The sequence below is a fragment of the Flavobacterium sp. ZT3R18 genome (assembly GCF_007097385.1).
Taxonomy (GTDB): domain Bacteria; phylum Bacteroidota; class Bacteroidia; order Flavobacteriales; family Flavobacteriaceae; genus Flavobacterium.
Window position 1 is genome coordinate 98707 of the sequence record NZ_VJZS01000015.1, and the last position, 18725, is coordinate 117431.

The window sequence follows — 18725 nt, forward strand, 5'->3', positions numbered from 1 at the left end:
ATCCAAGACCTAAACCTAATTCTTAAAACTGAGTAGAACTATTTAAGCTCAACAACAGCTCCAGCTTCTTCTAAAGATTTTTTAAGCCCTTCAGCTTCTTCTTTAGTTACACCTTCTTTAACGTTACTTGGAGCGCTATCAACTACATCTTTAGCTTCTTTCAAACCTAAACCTGTAAGTTCTTTTACCAATTTAACTACAGCTAATTTAGAAGCACCAGCTTCTTTCAATACAACTGTAAATTCAGTTTGAGCTTCTTCAGCAGCAGCTTCTCCACCACCTGAAACTACTACAGCTGCAGCAGCTGGTTCGATTCCGTACTCATCTTTTAATATTGTTGCTAATTCGTTAACTTCTTTTACAGTTAAATTAACTAATTGTTCTGCGAATTGTTTCAAATCTGCCATTTTTTCTATCGTTTTAAAATGATTTGTAAAATATAATTTATTTATTGTGCGCTTTTCTAAATAAAAAAGATTGACTCTTTTTTATTATGCTTCTGTTTCAGCCACTTCTTCGCTGTTCGCGAATTGGTTTTGCAAAGCAGAAATAACTCTTTGAGCTGGTGATTGTAACAATCCAATGATTTCGCCGATAAGCTCTTCTTTAGATTTAATAGTAGCTAATGCTTCTAATTGATCATCACCAATGTAAATTTCAGAGTTAATATAAGCTCCTTTTAATACAGGCTTGTCAGATTTTTTTCTGAAATCTTTAATGATTTTTCCAGGTGCATTTGCAACATCTGAAATAAAGATAGCGCTATTACCTGTCAATACAGAAGGTAAATCACCATAATCATTATCTGAAGCTTCCATTGCTTTTGCAAGCAAAGTGTTTTTTACCACCTCTAATTTAATACCTGCTTTAAAACAAGCTCTTCTCAAGTTTGAAGTTGTTTCTGCGTTTAATCCAGAAATATCAGATACATAAATAATGTTTGTACCAGCTAACTGTGCAGTTAAATCTTCAATCGCGATTGATTTTTCTTCTCTAGTCATACTAAAAATTATTAACTACCAATTATACTGCTTTTGGGTCCAATGCAATTGCAGGACTCATAGTGCTTGTAAGGTGAATTCCTTTAATGTAGGTACCTTTAGCAGCAGTTGGCTTAAGTTTGATTAATGTTTGAATAATTTCGTGTGCATTGTCATAAATTTGCTCAGCTCCAAAAGAAACTTTACCAATTCCTGCATGTACAATACCAGTTTTATCAACTTTAAAGTCAATTTTACCAGCTTTTACCTCTGCAACAGCTTTTGCAACATCCATAGTTACAGTACCTGTTTTAGGGTTTGGCATTAAACCTCTAGGTCCTAAAATACGACCTAATGGACCTAATTTACCCATTACAGCAGGCATAGTGATGATAACATCAACATCTGTCCAACCGTCTTTAATTTTTTGAAGGTAATCATCAAGACCAACATAGTCTGCACCAGCTGCCAAAGCTTCCGCTTCTTTATCTGGAGCAACTAATGCTAATACTTTAACATCTTTACCAGTTCCATGAGGTAATGTTACCACACCTCTAACCATTTGATTCGCTTTTCTTGGATCTACACCCAATCTAACAGCGATATCAACAGACTCATCAAATTTTGCAGAAGCTATAACTTTAATTAATGCAGCAGCATCTTTTAAAGAATATAATTTGTTCTTTTCAATTTTTGAAGCAGCCTCTTTTTGCTTTTTTGTCAATTTTGCCATGTCTTTCTCTTAATTAAAAAGGAGAATCTCCTGATACAGTTATACCCATAGATCTAGCTGTTCCAGCAATCATGCTCATAGCAGATTCGATTGTGAACGCATTTAAATCTACCATTTTATCTTCAGCAATTGCTTTGATAACGTCCCAAGTAACGCTTGCTACTTTTTTACGATTTGGTTCACCAGATCCTGACTTTAGCTTTGCAGCTTCCAATAACTGGACTGCCGCTGGAGGAGTTTTTACAACAAAATCAAATGATTTGTCTTTATACACAGTAATTTGTACTGGGCATATTTTGCCGGGTTTATCTTGTGTTCTAGCATTGAACTGCTTACAGAACTCCATGATGTTTACCCCAGCAGCTCCTAAAGCAGGTCCAACCGGTGGCGACGGATTCGCAGCACCTCCCTTAACTTGTAGTTTAACTACCTTACTAATTTCTTTAGCCATTTTTTAAAAAATTTAACACGACAATCATTGGAAGCGATTGTGGTGGTTATTATAGATGTAACAAAAATTATACTTTTTCAACTTGCATAAAACTCAACTCTAATGGTGTTTTTCTTCCGAAAATCTTAACCATTACTTCTAGTTTACGCTTTTCTTCATTTATTTTTTCAACTGTACCGTTAAAACCATTAAAAGGTCCATCAACGACCTTAATAGTTTCTCCCAAGTTGAAAGGAATAGAACGAGTATCTGTATTTACAGCCAACTCATCTACTTTACCTAGCATTCTGTTTACCTCTGAAATTCTAAGCGGTACCGGTTCTCCACCTTTTGTTTCACCTAAAAAACCAATAACACTTGTTATAGACTTAATAATATGAGGTATCTCCCCTACTAGATTCGCTTCGATCATAACATAACCAGGAAAATAAACCTTATCCTTAGATAATTTTTTCCCGTCTTTTACAGTAACTACTTTTTCTGTAGGCACAAGAACTTGAGAAACATAATCCTCCATCCCAAGACGAGTAATTTCAGTTTCTATATAAGCTTTCACTTTATTTTCTTGTCCGCTTACTGCACGAACGACATACCACTTCTTTATATTATTATCTGCCATTACAAAAAATTATGCTTTTATCCAGTTAAAAAACACAGCTAATGTTTTTGCAAAAACTTCATCTACTCCCCATGTTGCTAAAGCGAATACCACTGAAAAAACAGCAACAACAATCGTAAGACGTTGTACTTCAGCCCAAGCTGGCCAAGTTACATTTGATTTTAATTCTTCAAATGATTCCGATATATAATTAACAACTTTTGTCATCGTGATTAGTTTATTTTGCACGGGCGGAGGGATTCGAACCCCCATCAACGGTTTTGGAGACCGCTATTCTACCCTTGAACTACGCCCGTAGTTAATAAAAACCAGTGTCGTCTAAACGACACTGGTTTAGCAATACATTATAATTAAGCTACAATTTCAGTTACCTGACCTGCACCTACAGTTCTACCACCCTCACGGATTGCAAAACGTAAACCTACGCTCATTGCGATTGGGCTTAACAAAGTAACATTAATAGTTAAGTTGTCTCCTGGCATTACCATCTCTACACCTTCTGGTAAAGTAATAACTCCTGTTACGTCAGTTGTACGTACGTAGAACTGTGGACGGTAGTTATTATGGAATGGAGTATGACGACCACCTTCTTCTTTTTTCAAGATATAAACCTCAGCTTTGAAAGTAGCGTGTGGTTTTACTGATCCTGGCTTAATGATAACCATTCCTCTTTTGATAGATTCTTTATCAACACCTCTTAACAATAAACCTACGTTATCTCCTGCTTCACCTCTATCAAGGATTTTACGGAACATCTCAACTCCTGTAATAGTAGAAGTTAATTTCTCAGCCCCCATACCAATGATTTCAACAGCATCTCCTGTATTAGCAATACCAGTTTCGATACGACCTGTAGCAACAGTTCCACGACCAGTAATAGTAAATACATCTTCAACTGGCATCAAGAAAGGTTTTGCAGTATCACGAATTGGTTCTTCAATCCATGAATCACAAGCAGCCATTAATTCAATAATTTTTGGTACCCAAGCTGGATCATTATTCAATCCTCCAAGAGCAGACCCTTGAACAACTGGACAATTATCTCCATCATATTCGTAGAAAGACAATAAGTCTCTAATTTCCATTTCAACAAGTTCCAATAATTCCTCATCATCAACCATATCCACTTTGTTCATGAATACAACCATTCTAGGAATACCTACTTGACGACCTAAAAGGATGTGCTCACGTGTTTGTGGCATTGGTCCATCAGTTGCAGCAACTACAAGGATAGCACCATCCATTTGAGCAGCACCAGTAACCATGTTTTTTACGTAATCCGCGTGACCAGGACAGTCAACGTGTGCGTAATGACGGTTAGCAGTTTCGTACTCAACGTGTGACGTATTAATTGTAATACCTCTTTCTTTTTCTTCAGGAGCATTATCAATTTGATCAAATGATTTTGCTTGACAGTAACCAGCATCCGATAACACTTTTGTGATTGCTGCTGTTAATGTAGTTTTTCCGTGATCCACGTGCCCAATTGTTCCAATGTTTAAGTGGGGCTTATTACGGTTAAAGGTTTCTTTTGCCATTTTACTTAATTTTTAATCTAGTTTATATATTTATTTCAATTTCCTACTTACTTGAGCCAACTACGGGAATTGAACCCGTGACCTCTTCCTTACCAAGGAAGCACTCTACCTCTGAGCTAAGTCGGCAGAGAGTTCATTTAAGATTTTAGATTTTAGATTTTAGATTTTTCAATCTACAATCTAAAATCCGAAATCTAAAATTCCTTCTAGTGGGGAGAGCAGGATTCGAACCTGCGAAGTTCACACAGCAGATTTACAGTCTGCCCTCGTTGGCCGCTTGAGTATCTCCCCAGACAATTTATGATTTTAGAATTACAATTTTAGATTAAAACCTAAAAACAGCATCTTCATCCACAAATTTAAACTTTTTTATTTACTATCCCGAAAATCTAAATTTTCAATCCTTTAGAGCCGGCGGAGGGACTCGAACCCACGACCTGCTGATTACAAATCAGCTGCTCTAGCCAACTGAGCTACGCTGGCATTTTCAATAAAAAAAGTCCGCTATTTCTAACGGACTGCAAATGTAGAGATTTTATCGTTTAATCAAAACATTTTTTGAAAAAAATTTTAATTAAATATGCGTTCTTAACTTTTCTTTACGTTTTACCAACAATCTTTCTATAGATTCCGCCGCTTGATCCATCGCTTCCTCAAAGGTTTTACACTGCTTTTTTACTAAAAAATCATCTCCAGGAACATTGATTTTCATTTCAACTATTTTATTTTCCTTATCACTTGTCTTTTCTACTTTTAAAAAAACATCCGAAGACACTACTTTATCATAAAACTTCTCCAATCCATCCATTCTGTCTTGAACGAAATCTACTAGCTTTTTGTCAACAGTAAAGTTAACTGCATGAACATTTACCTTCATAATCAATCTTTTTTAATGGTTAAACTTATTTTGAATTATTTTCCACCCCTAGGATGCGCTTCTTTATATACCTTTTTTAACTCTGATAAGCTATTATGCGTATAAATCTGTGTCGAAGCTAAACTGGAATGTCCTAACAATTCTTTTACTGAATTTAGATCAGCTCCGTTATTTAATAAGTGAGTTGCAAATGTATGTCTTAAAATATGCGGACTTTTTTTTACTTTCTCGGAGACAGCACTAAAGTATGAATTTATTAGTCGATACACAAAAGAATCACTCAATTTTAACCCTTTTTTTGTGAGAAATAAATATTCTTGATCAACAACACATTCCAAAAAAGTTCTCTCCTTATTGTACAACGACAACTGTTTTACCACAATAGGCAAAACAGGAAGTATCCGCTCTTTATTCCGCTTCCCCAAGACCTTGATTGTACTGTTAAATAAATTCACATCAGCACATTTCAAATGAATCAATTCCGTCCTTCGCATGCCTGTAGTGTAAAACAAATCGACAATAAGCCTATCTCTTATTTCCTGAAAGCCGCTCGATTCATTAACCTGACCTAAAACATCGGCCAGTTCTTTTTCCGAAAAAGGAATTTGTAGTTTTTTAGGCGTCTTTAAAGCTTTATGCTTCAATAATGGACTAACCTCAATTTGTTTTGTTTTTAATAGAAATTTATAAAAAGCTTTTAAGGAAGCTATCTTTCTATTGACTGTAACATTAGAAACCGAATCATCTACAAGAGAAACAATCCAACTTCTAATTTGGCTATAATTTACATGCTCTATGCCCTCTTGTTGAAAACATTCTTTATTAAACGACTCAAAGTAAGCAATGTCATTTAAATAGGCATTTACAGTATGGGGAGAATATTTTTTTTCTAATTGCAGATAATCTCTAAATGCGTCTTTATTTGTTGCCATAAAAAAAACCGTTAGCATCAAAGTTAATAAACTTTAATGACTAACGGCACTTTATTTTAATAGAATTCGACTAGATATTTTCTAAACCATCTTTCATGTTTTGAATATAAGCAGCTTTTTGAAATTTCATTCTATTGATAACTGATGGCTTTATAAAAGCAGTACGTGCTCTTAGTTGTCTTACAGTTCCAGTTTTATCAAACTTTCTTTTATAGCGCTTAAGTGCTCTATCGATATTTTCTCCGTCTTTAATTGGTATAATTAACATAATTTTATCACCCCCTTTCGTTAAGTGTGCAAAAGTAATTAATATTTTGAATTCTAAACACTTTATTTTACTTTTTTTTAGACTTGTTTTTTTTAAGTATCACATAACAATTGGATTGATACCACTATAATAAAGTCAATATCATTAAATCCAGAAAAAAATTGCAAAAAAGCCTCTTATCTCCCTGATCATGCGTGAGGGATAAAAGCTAGCTACCGAAGTAGCGCGGATAGCCCGACAGCATAATACTAAAGGGGCGAATAAACGCAAACTACTTTAAGCCCCTTTAGTATTATGGTGGCACGCCCAAATGGTTATTTCAACAAATTTCTAGATATCACCACTTTTTGAATTTCGGTAGTTCCTTCGCCTATGGTGCATAATTTTGAATCTCTATAGAATTTTTCTACAGGATAATCTTTGGTATACCCATAACCTCCGTGTATTTGAACCGCTTCATTGGCTACTTTTACACAAACTTCCGAAGAATACATTTTGGCCATTGCTCCTATTGTAGTCATTGGTTTGTGCTGTTCTTTTAGGAAAGCTGCTTTGTGCAATAATAACTCTGACGCTTCAATTTCGGTAGCCATATCGGCCAGTTTGAATGAGATTCCTTGAAACTCACAAATAGGCTGACCAAATTGATGTCTTTCTTTAGAATATTTTAACGCTGCTTCGTAGGCTCCTTTTGCGATTCCTAATGACAATGCTCCAATGGAGATTCGGCCACCATCGAGAATTTTCATGGCTTGGATAAATCCTTGCCCCACTTCGCCTAATCTATTAGCATCTGGAATGCGACAATTGTCAAAAATCAATTCAGCAGTTTCACTGGCGCGCATCCCTAATTTATTTTCTTTTTTACCAGATGTAAATCCTGGCATTCCTTTTTCGAAAACGAAAGCGGTCATCCCTTTAGAATCTCCTTTTTCGCCCGTACGAACTATTACAACGGCAACATCTCCAGAAATGGCGTGCGTAATAAAGTTTTTCGCACCATTAACCACCCAATGATCTCCGTCTCTTACGGCGGTTGTATTCATACCACCCGCATCCGATCCTGTATTATGTTCTGTTAAGCCCCATGCACCGATATGTTCAGCGGTTGCTAATTTTGGGATCCATTTTTTCTTTTGTTCTTCGCTTCCAAAAGTTAAAATATGGTTGGTACACAAGGAATTGTGCGCCGCAACAGACAACCCTATAGAAGGATCTACTTTTGAAATTTCCTCGACAATGGTAATGTACTCATGATAGCCTAATCCTGATCCTCCCAATTCGGTTGGAACCAGAACTCCCATAAAACCCATTTCGCCAAGCTTTTTAAACAATGGAATTGGAAAAATTTGAGCTTCATCCCATTCCATTATAAAGGGTCTTATGTTTTTTTCGGCAAAATCCCTTATAGACTGCACAATCATTGACTGCGTTTCGTTATAATCAAAGTTCATAGTAAATGTATTTTATATTAAAAGTCCAAATATAAGGCAATAAAGTTTGCTTTTTCAACAGGAAAGCCGTTAATTTTTATCAAATCCTCAATATTTTTAAAATTACCATTCATGCTTCGGTATTTTACAATTTGTCTTGCCAAGTCGTATTTGAAATAAAAAAACTGAGAAAGCTCTTTTAATGACGCATTGTTAATGTCAATTTTATTCAAATTAGGAAGCTTAGCAATGGCAAAATGAGTATTTAAATTCGCAATTACTTCTGGAGACAATCCCCAAACATCGTTGAGCTGCTCCATAGAGACAAAACCGCCTAACTTTTCTTTTTGCGTTAAAATCCGAATCGAAATTGCCTCTCCTATTCCGTATATTTTAATCAAATCTTCTTTGGTCGCCTGATTAATGTCTATTAAAACTACTTTTTGTTTTTTGGCGAAAGCCGTATTTGAAAAATCTCCATACTCTTTGAACTCTTTTTTATGATTTACCCATTCGGGGAATTTAAAAAAAGGAGCGATTGCAGTTAATAATGAGTCTGAAACTTTAGTTACGTTTTGAAACTCTTTGGTAGAATTTACAAATTTATTGTTTTTTCTAAAAGCAAGAAGCCGATCTATTTCTTGAACAGACATTCCTAGTTTGTACCCTTTGTAATCTGAAATAAAATTGGGATTGAAAGGATGCATTTTAGGCGCATCATTATGATTCTCTAATTTTTCAGCATCAATTTGTGATTGCAAAGAAAGCCATTTTTGTTTATCAGGATATTCTTTTTCAGTCACGCAAAAATCGACAAAAAAATAAATCCATTGCAAAAGGACTATTATTCCGAACAGCACTACAATTCCCGTTCGTTGTTCTTTCGTAAATTTGAAATAATCTTTGATTGTATTGAAAGCCATTCTTTAAAAAATTTTTTTTTAATTGAATATTTGGAATCTAAAAATATGAAATTATTCACAAACTAGCGCTTTTATAAGAAAAATAATATTTCTTTAAAAAAAACAGTAATACATTTTTTTATACTAAAAAATAAGGACAGCATTGTTAATTTATCAGTTAAATGAAATTATAATTTTTATTTTTTATAAAAAACAATACATTTGACACTTAATAACATTTAAACCGTAAAAACCATGTCTATTTGGAAAAGAAAACCATTAGCTCAACTATTAGCAGAAGCTGCTGATTCTGAAAAAGGATTAAAAAGAACACTAACCGCTTGGTCATTGATTGCACTGGGAATAGGCGCTATTATTGGAGCAGGACTCTTTGTAAGAACTGCTACAGCAGCAGCCCAAAATGCCGGTCCATCCGTAACTTTAGCATTTGTTGTTGCCGCCATTGGTTGTGCGTTAGCAGGATTGTGTTATGCTGAACTTTCGTCTTCTATTCCTATTTCTGGTAGTGCCTATACTTATACTTATGCTACAATGGGTGAATTTCTAGCTTGGATTATTGGATGGGATTTAATCCTTGAATATGCAGTAGGTGCTGCAACAGTAGGGATTGCATGGAGTGAATACCTCAATAATTTACTGATCAATGTGCTTCACGTGAGTCCAATACCCTTCGAATTCTCGCACTCCCCATTTCAAAAAATAGTTGATCCAGTGACACAACACGTAACACACGGGATCATCAACTTACCTGCTTTGTTTATTGTTGGAGTAATCAGTCTTATATTAATAAAAGGAATACAAGAATCTGCATTTATAAACGGAATTATTGTTATTATTAAAGTTACAATTGTAATATTAATCATCGTTCTTGGATGGCATTTTATCAACCCTGAAAACCACAAACCCTATATTCCAGCACCATCAATTTTTACAGATGAGCACGGAGTTGGACATGCATATGGAGGAATAATGGGAATATTAGGAGCCGCTGGTACCGTTTTCTTTGCCTTTATTGGTTTTGATGCTGTAAGTACAGCAGCTCAAGAAACTATTAACCCTAAAAGAAATATGCCAATTGGTATTTTAGGATCTTTAGCAGTGTGTACCGTTTTATACATTCTTTTTGGACATGTATTGACAGGTTTAGAGCCAGTAGAATTTTTTAGAACAAGTGGTAAAGAAGCATCTGTTTCAAATGCAATAATACACGCTATGGGAGCAAGTTACAACTGGCTAGCACAGTTTGTTACTGTAGCCATATTAGCTGGATTTTCATCTGTTATTTTAGTAATGTTGTTAGGTCAATCCAGAGTTTTTTACTCTATGGGTAAAGATGGTTTATTACCAAAAATGTTTAGTGATTTACATCCTACATACAAAACGCCATACAAAGCAAATCTTGCTATTTTAGTAATCGTTGGAGCTTTTGCCGCTTTTGTACCTGGAGATATTGTTGGAGACATGACCAGTATCGGAACTTTATTTGCCTTTGTTCTTGTTTGTATTTCTGTGATCATTTTAAGAAAGAAAGAACCTAATATGGTTAGAGAATTCAAAACACCTCTTGTGCCTTTCGTACCACTTTTAGGAGTATTTGTATGTTGCGCTATGATGTACGGTTTAGGTTGGACTAACTGGTTAAGACTTTTTGCTTGGATGGCTATAGGAGTTGTTTTCTATTTTGCTTATGGAAAGAAAAATAGTGTATTGAATAATCCAAAAGAATAAATTCAATTGATATACAAAAAAAGGGATTTTAAAGCTTAGCTTTAAAATCCCTTTTTTTTGCTTTAAAATTATCTATAAATCAAAAACAGAAGTTCGTTTGGCACGAATTAAATCTTTAAGTCGGATCCAGAATGCCAATGTAAGATAGACCCCAAATCCCAATCCTGCAGTAACAAACGAAATATAGATAAAAAACAAGCGAACACTTGTTACTCGCATTCCTAATTTATCAGCCAATCTGGAAGAGACGTGAAAACCGTATTTTTCTAAAAAATATTTTAATCGTATTACTGCTCGCATTGTTTTGAGTTATGGGTTATGGGTTATGGGCAAAATTACAGAATCTTTCGATACCAAAATCGAATACCTAAAAAGTACTTCAACACATTATCTCAAAAAGAAACCAGAATATTGAACAATCAACAATTGCTCACTAACTGCCTAATTGCTTTTCAATAATTCCATTCCAATAGCGCAATCCAAACATTTACTCTTATTACAATACTCATTTTTGAGTTGTAAAAGTGACTGGGTTTCAAATGCGTTTTTAGGCTTTAAGCCAAAAGAACTGAACTTATCAATAATTGAATTTTTCTCTGGCTCAACCTCATTTAAAATATTGATTAAATCCTCCGACACCTCCTTTCCCTGGCTTTTGGCGTAAGCAAATTGAAGTGGAATAATCGTATTTAAAACTATCAAATCAAGAAACGATTGAGACAACGCTTTCTTTTTCTTTGGGCTTTCTTTGTCAAATTGATAATGAGTTTGCCAATATGGAGCGACCGAAACACTAAATATTTCATAAATAGTTTCAAGGGAATTCAAGTCGCTTATTTTTGAAAATAGATTTTGCTGCTTGTGGTATAAATTGGCTAATTGGGAAAGCCGAATCGTGGGAAAGTTATCGGGACGGTGTTTGAAAAACTGAACGGGTTCGATGCAACTTTTCTCTATTTGGTATTTATGAAGCAAATAAAAATACCTGAATTTTAAATCTTTAAAGTAATTATCTTCTTTCTCGGCATCTAATAATCCCGCAGAACCAAAAAGCAGAGCCTCTAGATTCTCGACTTCAAAACATTCTTTACGGATTACCGAAAACGGGATAGACTGAGCGATTTTGAGAAATATTTCCCCATTGGTATTCAAACCAAAATTCTTTGCCAAAAGGCAGAATAAAACCGCTTCCCAATCGTTGTTGGTTGACTCTAACAACTCCAAAATGGGTTTAGATTTCCTTTCTAAGCGTTCAAAAAACAAACGTTCTTGCCAATTTATTAATGCAAATTGAGGAATTTCTTTTAATTGCTTTTCGCAAAATATCCAAGACTTGGGAGATAATAACTTTTGATAATTGTTGACCGTAGCTGTACTAACATAGTTTTTGAGTTCGAGAACAGGAATTTCGGTATTGTTACTTCTGTAAATTTCAGAATCGTGTTCCCAAACTACATGCAGAATTACATTTTCATAACCCGCATCTTTCTCGTGATGATGCACATACCAATCGGATGATTTGAGATGAATTTCGACATTTCCCGCCCATTTTTGGTTTCCAATAGTAATTTGGGCATTGAAAAAATCGGGGCCTGCTAATTCTAAATACTGCCCTACATTACTGATAGTGATTTCCTCCTGATTGGAAGTTTTGAGATTCAAAGTATCAAACTTTTTGAATCTCCAGAGGTAGTGGAGAAAATCTTCTTTCATGTCTTTTTAGATAATAGATAAAAAGATGAGAGATAATAAACTCATCCTAAAGAACTAAAGTAGTAAAAAAAACTAATAACTTGTCTTACAAATACAAAAAAATCATTGTTAAGAAACGCTAAATGAGATTGCTTCGTTCCTCGCAATGACTAGCGGAGCAAATACAATTTGGCACAAGCTCTCGCATCTGATAAAGCTTCATGATGGTTTAGTTTTATATTCATTTCACGGCAACAATCACTGAGTTTTGTTGGTTTCAATCCTTTGGCTTTGTATATTTTTACGGTGCACTCCCAGCGAGAACCAATATTTAAATCCTCGTAATCAAGACCATAAAGTACCATTGATTTGACCAAAACATTACGGTCAAAGCTTTCGTTATGAGCCACTACGACTCTGTTTTGCAGCCGTTTTTTAATCTCAGGAAATACTTGTGCAAAGGTTTTTGCATTGACCGTATCTCTTGGATAAATCCCGTGCACTCGTATCGTAAAAGGATTGTATTCATTATTGGGCGGTTTGATTAAGGTAACAAACTCATCTACAATAACACCATTTTCAACAGTAACAATCCCTACGGAACAGGGATGATATGCAGTGGCGGTTTCAAAATCTATAGCGGTAAAAGTCATGTGATTTTAGATTGTTGATTGCAGATTTTAGATTTAAAAAAAGATTGGGATTTTATGTGAATCATAAAATCCCAATCCAAATAAGATTACTTCATCGATCCAATAATATCGTACTTGGTAATAATATGGTGATGCCCGTTTCCTAAATCCACCAAGACGGCTTCATTTTCTTTGGTAAACAATCTGGAAACTTCTTCGATTGGCGTTCCCATTTTTACGATTGGATAGGGTTTTCCCATCACTTCACGAATGGGTCTTTTGGCCGAGTTCTTGTCATGCACGTAACTTCTGAACAAATCACTTTCATCCACCGAACCTACAAAACCTGTTACATCGATTACCGGAATTTGTGATATTTTGTATTTACGCATTCTTTCGATAGCGTGCGAAACCAATTCCTCGGTACGAACAATTACCAATGGTTTATCGATATGATCTTTGATCACATCCTCGGCTTTGGTAATATCATCGTCCAGGAATCCTCTTTCTCGCATCCAGTCGTCGTTGAACATTTTACCCACGTAACGACTTCCAGAATCGTGAAACAATACCACAACCACATCTTCTGGCTTGAAATGCTCTTTGAGCTGCAACAATCCTTTTATGGCAGCACCAGCCGAATTTCCCACAAATATTCCTTCTTCAAGGGCAATTTTTCGAGTATAAACTGCCGCGTCTTTATCGGTTACTTTGGTAAATCCATCGATCAGAGAGAAATCAACATTTTTAGGTAAAATGTCTTCCCCAATGCCTTCTGTGATATAGGAATAAATTTCATTTTCGTCAAAAATTCCAGTTTCATGGTATTTTTTGAACACTGAACCATAAGTATCAATTCCCCAGATTTTGATGTTTGGATTTTTCTCTTTCAAGTATTTTCCAACCCCAGAAATCGTTCCACCTGTTCCCACACCCGAAACGAAGTGAGTGATTTTACCTTCGGTTTGTCTCCAGATTTCAGGACCTGTTTGCTCGTAATGTGCCAAAGAATTCGATAAATTATCGTATTGGTTCACATACCAAGAGTTAGGCGTTTCTTCGGCTAATCTTTGCGAAACCGAATAATACGAACGAGGATCAGTAGGCTCCACATCGGTAGGACAAACCACCACTTTGGCACCAACCGCACGAAGAATATCCATTTTCTCTTTAGATTGCTTGTCGGATATCACACAAATCAATTTGTATCCTTTGATGATGGCCACTAGCGCCAAGCCCATTCCCGTGTTCCCCGAGGTTCCTTCAATTATGGTCCCTCCTGGTTTTAATCTACCATCAGCTTCGGCATCTTCAATCATTTTTACAGCCATACGGTCTTTTACCGAATTCCCTGGGTTGAAAGTCTCTACTTTGGCCAAAACCAAAGCATCTACTTCCGCAGTTACTTTATTGAGTCTCACCAAAGGTGTATTCCCAATAGTTCCTAATATATTTTCTGAGTATTGCATTATGAGTTTAGATTTTAGAATTTAGATTTTAGATTTCTTTAGAATTGTAAAACAAAAGCAATATTGCTCAGGCCTTACACCTTCAAATTACAATTTCACTTTTTACAATTTACAGGCTACATTATACAATTTACATTTACACTTTTTCAAAAAAATTAGTTGAAGAAGTTCCAAACTAATCCAAATCGGATTAAGAAATCACGATACGGATAATCGGGAGCCGAAAAATAATTATTTTTTGAAAACAGTGAATTAAAATGTTCCGCTTTCAAATAAATTCGAGTACGTTGAATTCTTGTATTTATAAAGAAATCAAGATTCGGATAATTTCCTATCTTCACTTTGTCTTGAACAAAAAACTCTCCAACCAACGGATTATAACCGTCACTATAATAACTGGTAAAGTAATTCAACTCTATCCCTGTTTGCAGATACAACTTTTTCTTAAAAAAATAATCCGACACATACAAGGTGTTTCTGGTTACAAATTCTGGAACATTCAAAATAGAATTAGATTGCTCTACTTTTTGAAACAACAACGTATTGTCTAATGCCCATTTTCCAAACACAAACTCTCTAGCAACCTTTAGCGAAGCATAATTAATCACGTTACCATATTGAGCTGGTGTTACTATTTGCTTACCTTCATTTCTTTCGATTGCTGTTGTGATATCTGCAAAATACAAATGATCTTTTATCGAATTGAGTTGCAAAGAAAGTGAAACCCATTTTGTTGTGGCATTGACACTAATGGCGTTAATTTTTTCATTCTGAAAATCGTTTGACCAATTGTATGCCTTATAACTACTTTGATACAAATTATAATTGTTGTTTGGCAATTTATTCATATTCTGGTAACGGAAAGAGATTTGATTCTCGTCATTAATATCATACTGAGCCGAAGCATCTAAGTTCGATAAATTTTGATCCGTAACCGATTTCGAATATAAAAACTTCCCATTCCATTTGTCTTTCCGATAATTATATTGTCCACTAACCGTGTTTATGTTTTGACTTAACAAATTTGGAATAACCACATTATTACTAAAATACAGTATTTTGTTATAGTAATAATTAGAGCGAAAATCATCTACAAAAAAAGTAAAAGTTCCTAAAGTGGTGTTCTCATACATCAACCCCAACTTGTTGTACATTTTATTGTATTTTGTCTCATCGTTGATGCCGCTTGTCACGAAAGATTCCCCGTAACGATACACCTGTTTTCCTGCAACTGAAGAGGCTATCGTTTTCTGTGTATAATTAAAATGTATATTTTCATAATTAAACTGTTCGGTCACATATAAATTATTGGCATCTTTTTTTCTATTTACTCTAAAGGCTTGATCCACAAAAATTCGGTTTCCTTTTAGCAAAGACATGGCATCTTCAAAATAAACCCCCAATCGGGCTCTATTGTCAAAAGCAGTTTCACCATTTTCAAAATCACTTACAGAGCTAATTCCACCATTTTCCTCGTTCTGAATCTTCTGACCGGTATAATGTGTATTGGCAACATAACGACCATCCTTTGTATTATAACTCGTTGTGAATCTAAAATTTCCGGTTCGAGACTCTTGGTTAATATACCTTCCCTCCGATCGTAATGCTCTGTACGCAATAGAAAAATTCAGTCTTGGAGACGTATTCAACGTAAAATAAGAATCCGCCGATTGCCCTCTTTGTATCGTCGTTTTAAAATACAGCTCGGTTACTGGAGTGGCTACATTTGCATATTTAATTTCATTGGCTTTGATGTAATCAAACTGTTTTGCTGTAAAACCAAACTCGGGATAAGGCGAAAAACCATTTATTCCGTACTGCAACGTATTGTATGTTTGTCCCACATTGGTAAAACGCAAAAGACCAAAAATATCTTTCCTCAAATAATTATGACTATATTCTTTCTTTATAGACTGGGTCGTATCAATATAAGTCGTATCACGATCTACCGAAATAAACTGATACATATCAATAGTTGCCACTGGCGCTTTTTTCTTTTTTATAGAGTCCGTAGCATTGTATTTGCTATTATAATCTATTTCTTTGGCACTATTTACTTGAGAAAACAGGAGAATTGGGAAAGCTAAAAAAAATAAAGAAAAGAAAATTCTCATTTGAAAAGGTTATAATTAGGCAATTATTTCACTGATATATCGAGCAAAGGTAAAGGATAAAAACGTATAAATAAAAAAACACCTCAATTTATAGAACAAACAACAAAACATAATTTAGTTATAAACTACAACTCCACTATTCCGAATAACCTGGGCGAGCCACCAGTAGAAAAAGGGGCTAACTCACAGTACCGCTTATTCGCCCCTTTCTCTACTGCTGTCGGGCTATCCGCGCTACTTTGGTAGCTAGCTTCTATCCCTCTCGCAACTCACAAGAACGATAGTGCAATCCCTAGATAATTCGTTTTCAGGCTGCAGTTTTCAGTCGCAGTCGCAGTTTTCAGAATTGTCTCTAAACATTGCAATTTGCTTTCTTAACACTATTTTTAAAAAAGTGAGCCTGTATTAGAAATATTTTTAAAATCAACATCTCTTTTGCCCTGAAAACTCAGACTGAAAACTAGCTCAATATCCACTATAATTCTTTTTCCGAAATCAATTTGCTCCACAAAAAAAAATTCAAGAAAAAATCACAATATTTGCCACTCGAAAAGATTTCAACATGCTTCTAAATAACTTCTCTACTTTTCTACTCGAAACTGGCACCGACGAAGCCGGCCGTGGCTGTCTAGCCGGTCCAGTAACTGCTGCAGCAGTAATTCTTCCTATAGATTTTGAAAATACAATCCTAAATGACAGCAAGCAACTATCCGAAAAAGCGAGAGAAAAACTAAGGCCCATTATCGAAGAACACGCCATTTCATTCGCCGTAACCCATTTGTATCCGAATGAAATTGATGAAATAAACATTCTAAATGCTTCGATGAAAGGAATGCAGGAAAGCATCCTTAAATTAAACCAAATTCCCGAATTCATTATTGTTGACGGCAACCGATTATTAAACGCAAAATTGGGTTTGAAACACAATTTTGGAAAAAAATTCTCTAAAGCCGAAATAGAATTGTTAAAATCAATTCCAAATCAAAGTATTATAAAAGGAGATTCGAAATATTTAAGTATTGCAGCGGCATCAGTACTAGCAAAAACCTATCGGGATGATTATATGAATCGCATCCATGAAGAATTTCCCATGTACAATTGGAAGAAAAACAAAGGCTATCCCACCAAAGAACATCGTGAGGCTATCCGAAAATATGGTGCCACAAAATACCACCGAATGAGTTTTAGATTGTTGCCAGAGCAGTTGAAATTGGATTTTTGATTTTTGATTAACGATTTTTGATTGCAGATTTCTTATCTACGAGAAACAATGTAATTAAATCATTATAAATCAGATTAAAATAAAAAAAAAAAAAAAACAATTCAACAACAAGCGTTTAACTTTTTTGAAAATTCAAAAATCCAACAATCACAAGTACTACTGACATCTTAAATCTAAAATCGTTAATCAAAAATCTTAAATCAGAAACTTCGCCTCAAACAAATCAGAAAAATGTTTCAAGATTTTTTCTTTGACCTCTTGCTCATCTACTCTATCCACTCCAAGCTCTACATGAAGTGAAGTAACTGCTTTACCACGAATTCCACACGGAATAATGTTGTCAAAATACCCCAAGTCGGCATTGACGTTTAGGGCAAAACCGTGCATCGTTACCCAGCGGGAAGCGCGAACTCCCAAGGCACAAATTTTTCGGGCAAATGGTGTTCCTGCTCCTAGCCAAACTCCGGTTTCGCCGTCGCTTCGACCACATTCTATTCCGTATTCTTGTAAAGTCAAAATAATGGCTTCCTCCAGAAAACGCAAGTATTTATGAATATCCGAAAAGAAATTCTCCAAGTCCAAAATAGGATAACCCACAATTTGTCCCGGTCCATGATAGGTAATATCCCCTCCACGATTGATTTTATAAAAAGTAGCGCCTTTGGCTTCCAACTGTTTTTCGGATAAAAGTAAATTACTCAAATCCCCGCTTTTTCCCAGCGTATAAACGTGCGGATGCTCTACAAACAAAAAATAATTGGGCGTTGCAATAGTGGTTTCTTCTCTCCTGTTCTGGATTTTCAAATCCACAATACCTTTGAACAGTTCTTCTTGGTATTCCCAAGTTTCTTTGTAATCTTTATTTCCTAAATCTTGAAGTTGGATGGTTTTGTTCATTTTTCACTGAGATACTAAGGCTCTTAGACACTAAGATACTAAGATATATTTTTTGCAAAGATACAAAGTTTTGAAGGATGTTTATGGAACGTAAAAAGTATGTATTTTTTGTCATCCTAACAGGTTTCTTTTAACCTGTTAGGTGGGGTGTCAATTATGCGGCTTTTTTAATATTTTTTTTCACCCTTATTTCTTTATAAAGAGCTGCTCTTTTTTT

The 18725-nt window shown here is 35.2% G+C and carries 20 protein-coding genes and 4 tRNA genes; 2 read left to right on the top strand and 22 right to left on the bottom strand.

Going from position 1 to position 18725, the window contains the following annotated elements:
- Window positions 1–38 precede the first annotated feature (38 nt).
- From rplL to FNW52_RS15210, 16 genes are all read right to left on the bottom strand, one after another.
- Window positions 39–407 carry a 50S ribosomal protein L7/L12 gene (gene rplL / locus FNW52_RS15135; RefSeq protein WP_077370834.1) on the bottom strand — a complete coding sequence of 123 codons (369 nt, stop codon included), beginning with the start codon at window positions 405–407 and terminating at the stop codon, window positions 39–41.
- 84 nt (window positions 408–491) lie between these two features.
- Window positions 492–1001 carry a 50S ribosomal protein L10 gene (gene rplJ, locus FNW52_RS15140; RefSeq protein WP_116763587.1) on the bottom strand — a complete coding sequence of 170 codons (510 nt, stop codon included), beginning with the start codon at window positions 999–1001 and terminating at the stop codon, window positions 492–494.
- A gap of 22 nt (window positions 1002–1023) precedes the next feature.
- Window positions 1024–1713 (bottom strand): 50S ribosomal protein L1, encoded by a 690-nt coding sequence (rplA, locus tag FNW52_RS15145; protein WP_143378284.1) that lies wholly within the window; start codon window positions 1711–1713, stop codon window positions 1024–1026.
- A 13-nt stretch (window positions 1714–1726) separates the two neighbouring features.
- On the bottom strand, window positions 1727–2164 hold the full coding sequence (gene rplK / locus FNW52_RS15150; RefSeq protein ID WP_035639405.1) for a 50S ribosomal protein L11: 438 nt from the start codon (window positions 2162–2164) through the stop codon (window positions 1727–1729).
- A gap of 67 nt (window positions 2165–2231) precedes the next feature.
- On the bottom strand, window positions 2232–2783 hold the full coding sequence (nusG, locus tag FNW52_RS15155) for a transcription termination/antitermination protein NusG (protein ID WP_116763585.1): 552 nt from the start codon (window positions 2781–2783) through the stop codon (window positions 2232–2234).
- Window positions 2784–2792: 9 nt separating this feature from the next.
- Complete coding sequence (secE, locus tag FNW52_RS15160) at window positions 2793–2990, bottom strand: preprotein translocase subunit SecE (RefSeq protein ID WP_116763649.1); 198 nt, start codon at window positions 2988–2990, stop codon at window positions 2793–2795.
- An 18-nt stretch (window positions 2991–3008) separates the two neighbouring features.
- Window positions 3009–3079, bottom strand: a tRNA-Trp gene (locus tag FNW52_RS15165).
- A gap of 54 nt (window positions 3080–3133) precedes the next feature.
- The gene (gene tuf / locus FNW52_RS15170) at window positions 3134–4321 is read right to left on the bottom strand and encodes an elongation factor Tu (protein ID WP_143378285.1); all 1188 of its coding nucleotides are present in this window, start codon (window positions 4319–4321) and stop codon (window positions 3134–3136) included.
- A 54-nt stretch (window positions 4322–4375) separates the two neighbouring features.
- Window positions 4376–4447 (bottom strand) — tRNA-Thr (locus FNW52_RS15175).
- Between the two features lie 84 nt (window positions 4448–4531).
- Window positions 4532–4612, bottom strand: a tRNA-Tyr gene (locus FNW52_RS15180).
- 118 nt (window positions 4613–4730) lie between these two features.
- A tRNA-Thr gene (locus FNW52_RS15185) sits at window positions 4731–4804 on the bottom strand.
- A 91-nt stretch (window positions 4805–4895) separates the two neighbouring features.
- Entirely contained in the window at window positions 4896–5198 is a 303-nt protein-coding gene (gene hpf / locus FNW52_RS15190) for a ribosome hibernation-promoting factor, HPF/YfiA family (RefSeq protein ID WP_143378286.1), read from the bottom strand.
- A 35-nt stretch (window positions 5199–5233) separates the two neighbouring features.
- The gene (locus FNW52_RS15195) at window positions 5234–6130 is read right to left on the bottom strand and encodes a tyrosine-type recombinase/integrase (RefSeq protein WP_143378287.1); all 897 of its coding nucleotides are present in this window, start codon (window positions 6128–6130) and stop codon (window positions 5234–5236) included.
- Window positions 6131–6200: 70 nt separating this feature from the next.
- Window positions 6201–6398, bottom strand: coding sequence for a 30S ribosomal protein S21 (gene rpsU / locus FNW52_RS15200; RefSeq protein WP_024982054.1), 198 nt, complete (start codon window positions 6396–6398; stop codon window positions 6201–6203).
- A gap of 314 nt (window positions 6399–6712) precedes the next feature.
- Window positions 6713–7852 carry an acyl-CoA dehydrogenase family protein gene (locus FNW52_RS15205; RefSeq protein WP_143378288.1) on the bottom strand — a complete coding sequence of 380 codons (1140 nt, stop codon included), beginning with the start codon at window positions 7850–7852 and terminating at the stop codon, window positions 6713–6715.
- A gap of 17 nt (window positions 7853–7869) precedes the next feature.
- Window positions 7870–8754: a helix-hairpin-helix domain-containing protein gene (locus FNW52_RS15210; RefSeq protein ID WP_143378289.1), complete on the bottom strand. Its 885-nt coding sequence runs from the start codon at window positions 8752–8754 to the stop codon at window positions 7870–7872.
- Window positions 8755–8988: 234 nt separating this feature from the next.
- Here FNW52_RS15210 and FNW52_RS15215 point away from each other — a divergent pair, with 234 nt between their 5' ends.
- Window positions 8989–10482, top strand: coding sequence for an amino acid permease (locus FNW52_RS15215; protein ID WP_143378290.1), 1494 nt, complete (start codon window positions 8989–8991; stop codon window positions 10480–10482).
- A 72-nt stretch (window positions 10483–10554) separates the two neighbouring features.
- Here the strand turns inward: FNW52_RS15215 and FNW52_RS15220 are convergent, their stop codons facing one another.
- From FNW52_RS15220 to FNW52_RS15240, 5 genes are all read right to left on the bottom strand, one after another.
- Window positions 10555–10782 (bottom strand): PspC domain-containing protein, encoded by a 228-nt coding sequence (locus FNW52_RS15220; RefSeq protein ID WP_143378291.1) that lies wholly within the window; start codon window positions 10780–10782, stop codon window positions 10555–10557.
- 141 nt (window positions 10783–10923) lie between these two features.
- Window positions 10924–12195, bottom strand: coding sequence for a DUF2851 family protein (locus tag FNW52_RS15225; RefSeq protein ID WP_143378292.1), 1272 nt, complete (start codon window positions 12193–12195; stop codon window positions 10924–10926).
- Window positions 12196–12344: 149 nt separating this feature from the next.
- On the bottom strand, window positions 12345–12827 hold the full coding sequence (locus FNW52_RS15230) for a 3'-5' exonuclease (protein ID WP_143378293.1): 483 nt from the start codon (window positions 12825–12827) through the stop codon (window positions 12345–12347).
- Between the two features lie 86 nt (window positions 12828–12913).
- Complete coding sequence (locus FNW52_RS15235; RefSeq protein ID WP_143378294.1) at window positions 12914–14275, bottom strand: pyridoxal-phosphate dependent enzyme; 1362 nt, start codon at window positions 14273–14275, stop codon at window positions 12914–12916.
- A 155-nt stretch (window positions 14276–14430) separates the two neighbouring features.
- Window positions 14431–16389: a putative porin gene (locus tag FNW52_RS15240; RefSeq protein WP_143378295.1), complete on the bottom strand. Its 1959-nt coding sequence runs from the start codon at window positions 16387–16389 to the stop codon at window positions 14431–14433.
- A gap of 562 nt (window positions 16390–16951) precedes the next feature.
- Here FNW52_RS15240 and FNW52_RS15245 point away from each other — a divergent pair.
- The gene (locus FNW52_RS15245) at window positions 16952–17611 is read left to right on the top strand and encodes a ribonuclease HII (RefSeq protein ID WP_143378296.1); all 660 of its coding nucleotides are present in this window, start codon (window positions 16952–16954) and stop codon (window positions 17609–17611) included.
- Between the two features lie 195 nt (window positions 17612–17806).
- Here the strand turns inward: FNW52_RS15245 and lipB are convergent, their stop codons facing one another.
- On the bottom strand, window positions 17807–18508 hold the full coding sequence (gene lipB / locus FNW52_RS15250) for a lipoyl(octanoyl) transferase LipB (protein WP_143378297.1): 702 nt from the start codon (window positions 18506–18508) through the stop codon (window positions 17807–17809).
- Between the last annotated feature and the right edge of the window lie 217 nt (window positions 18509–18725).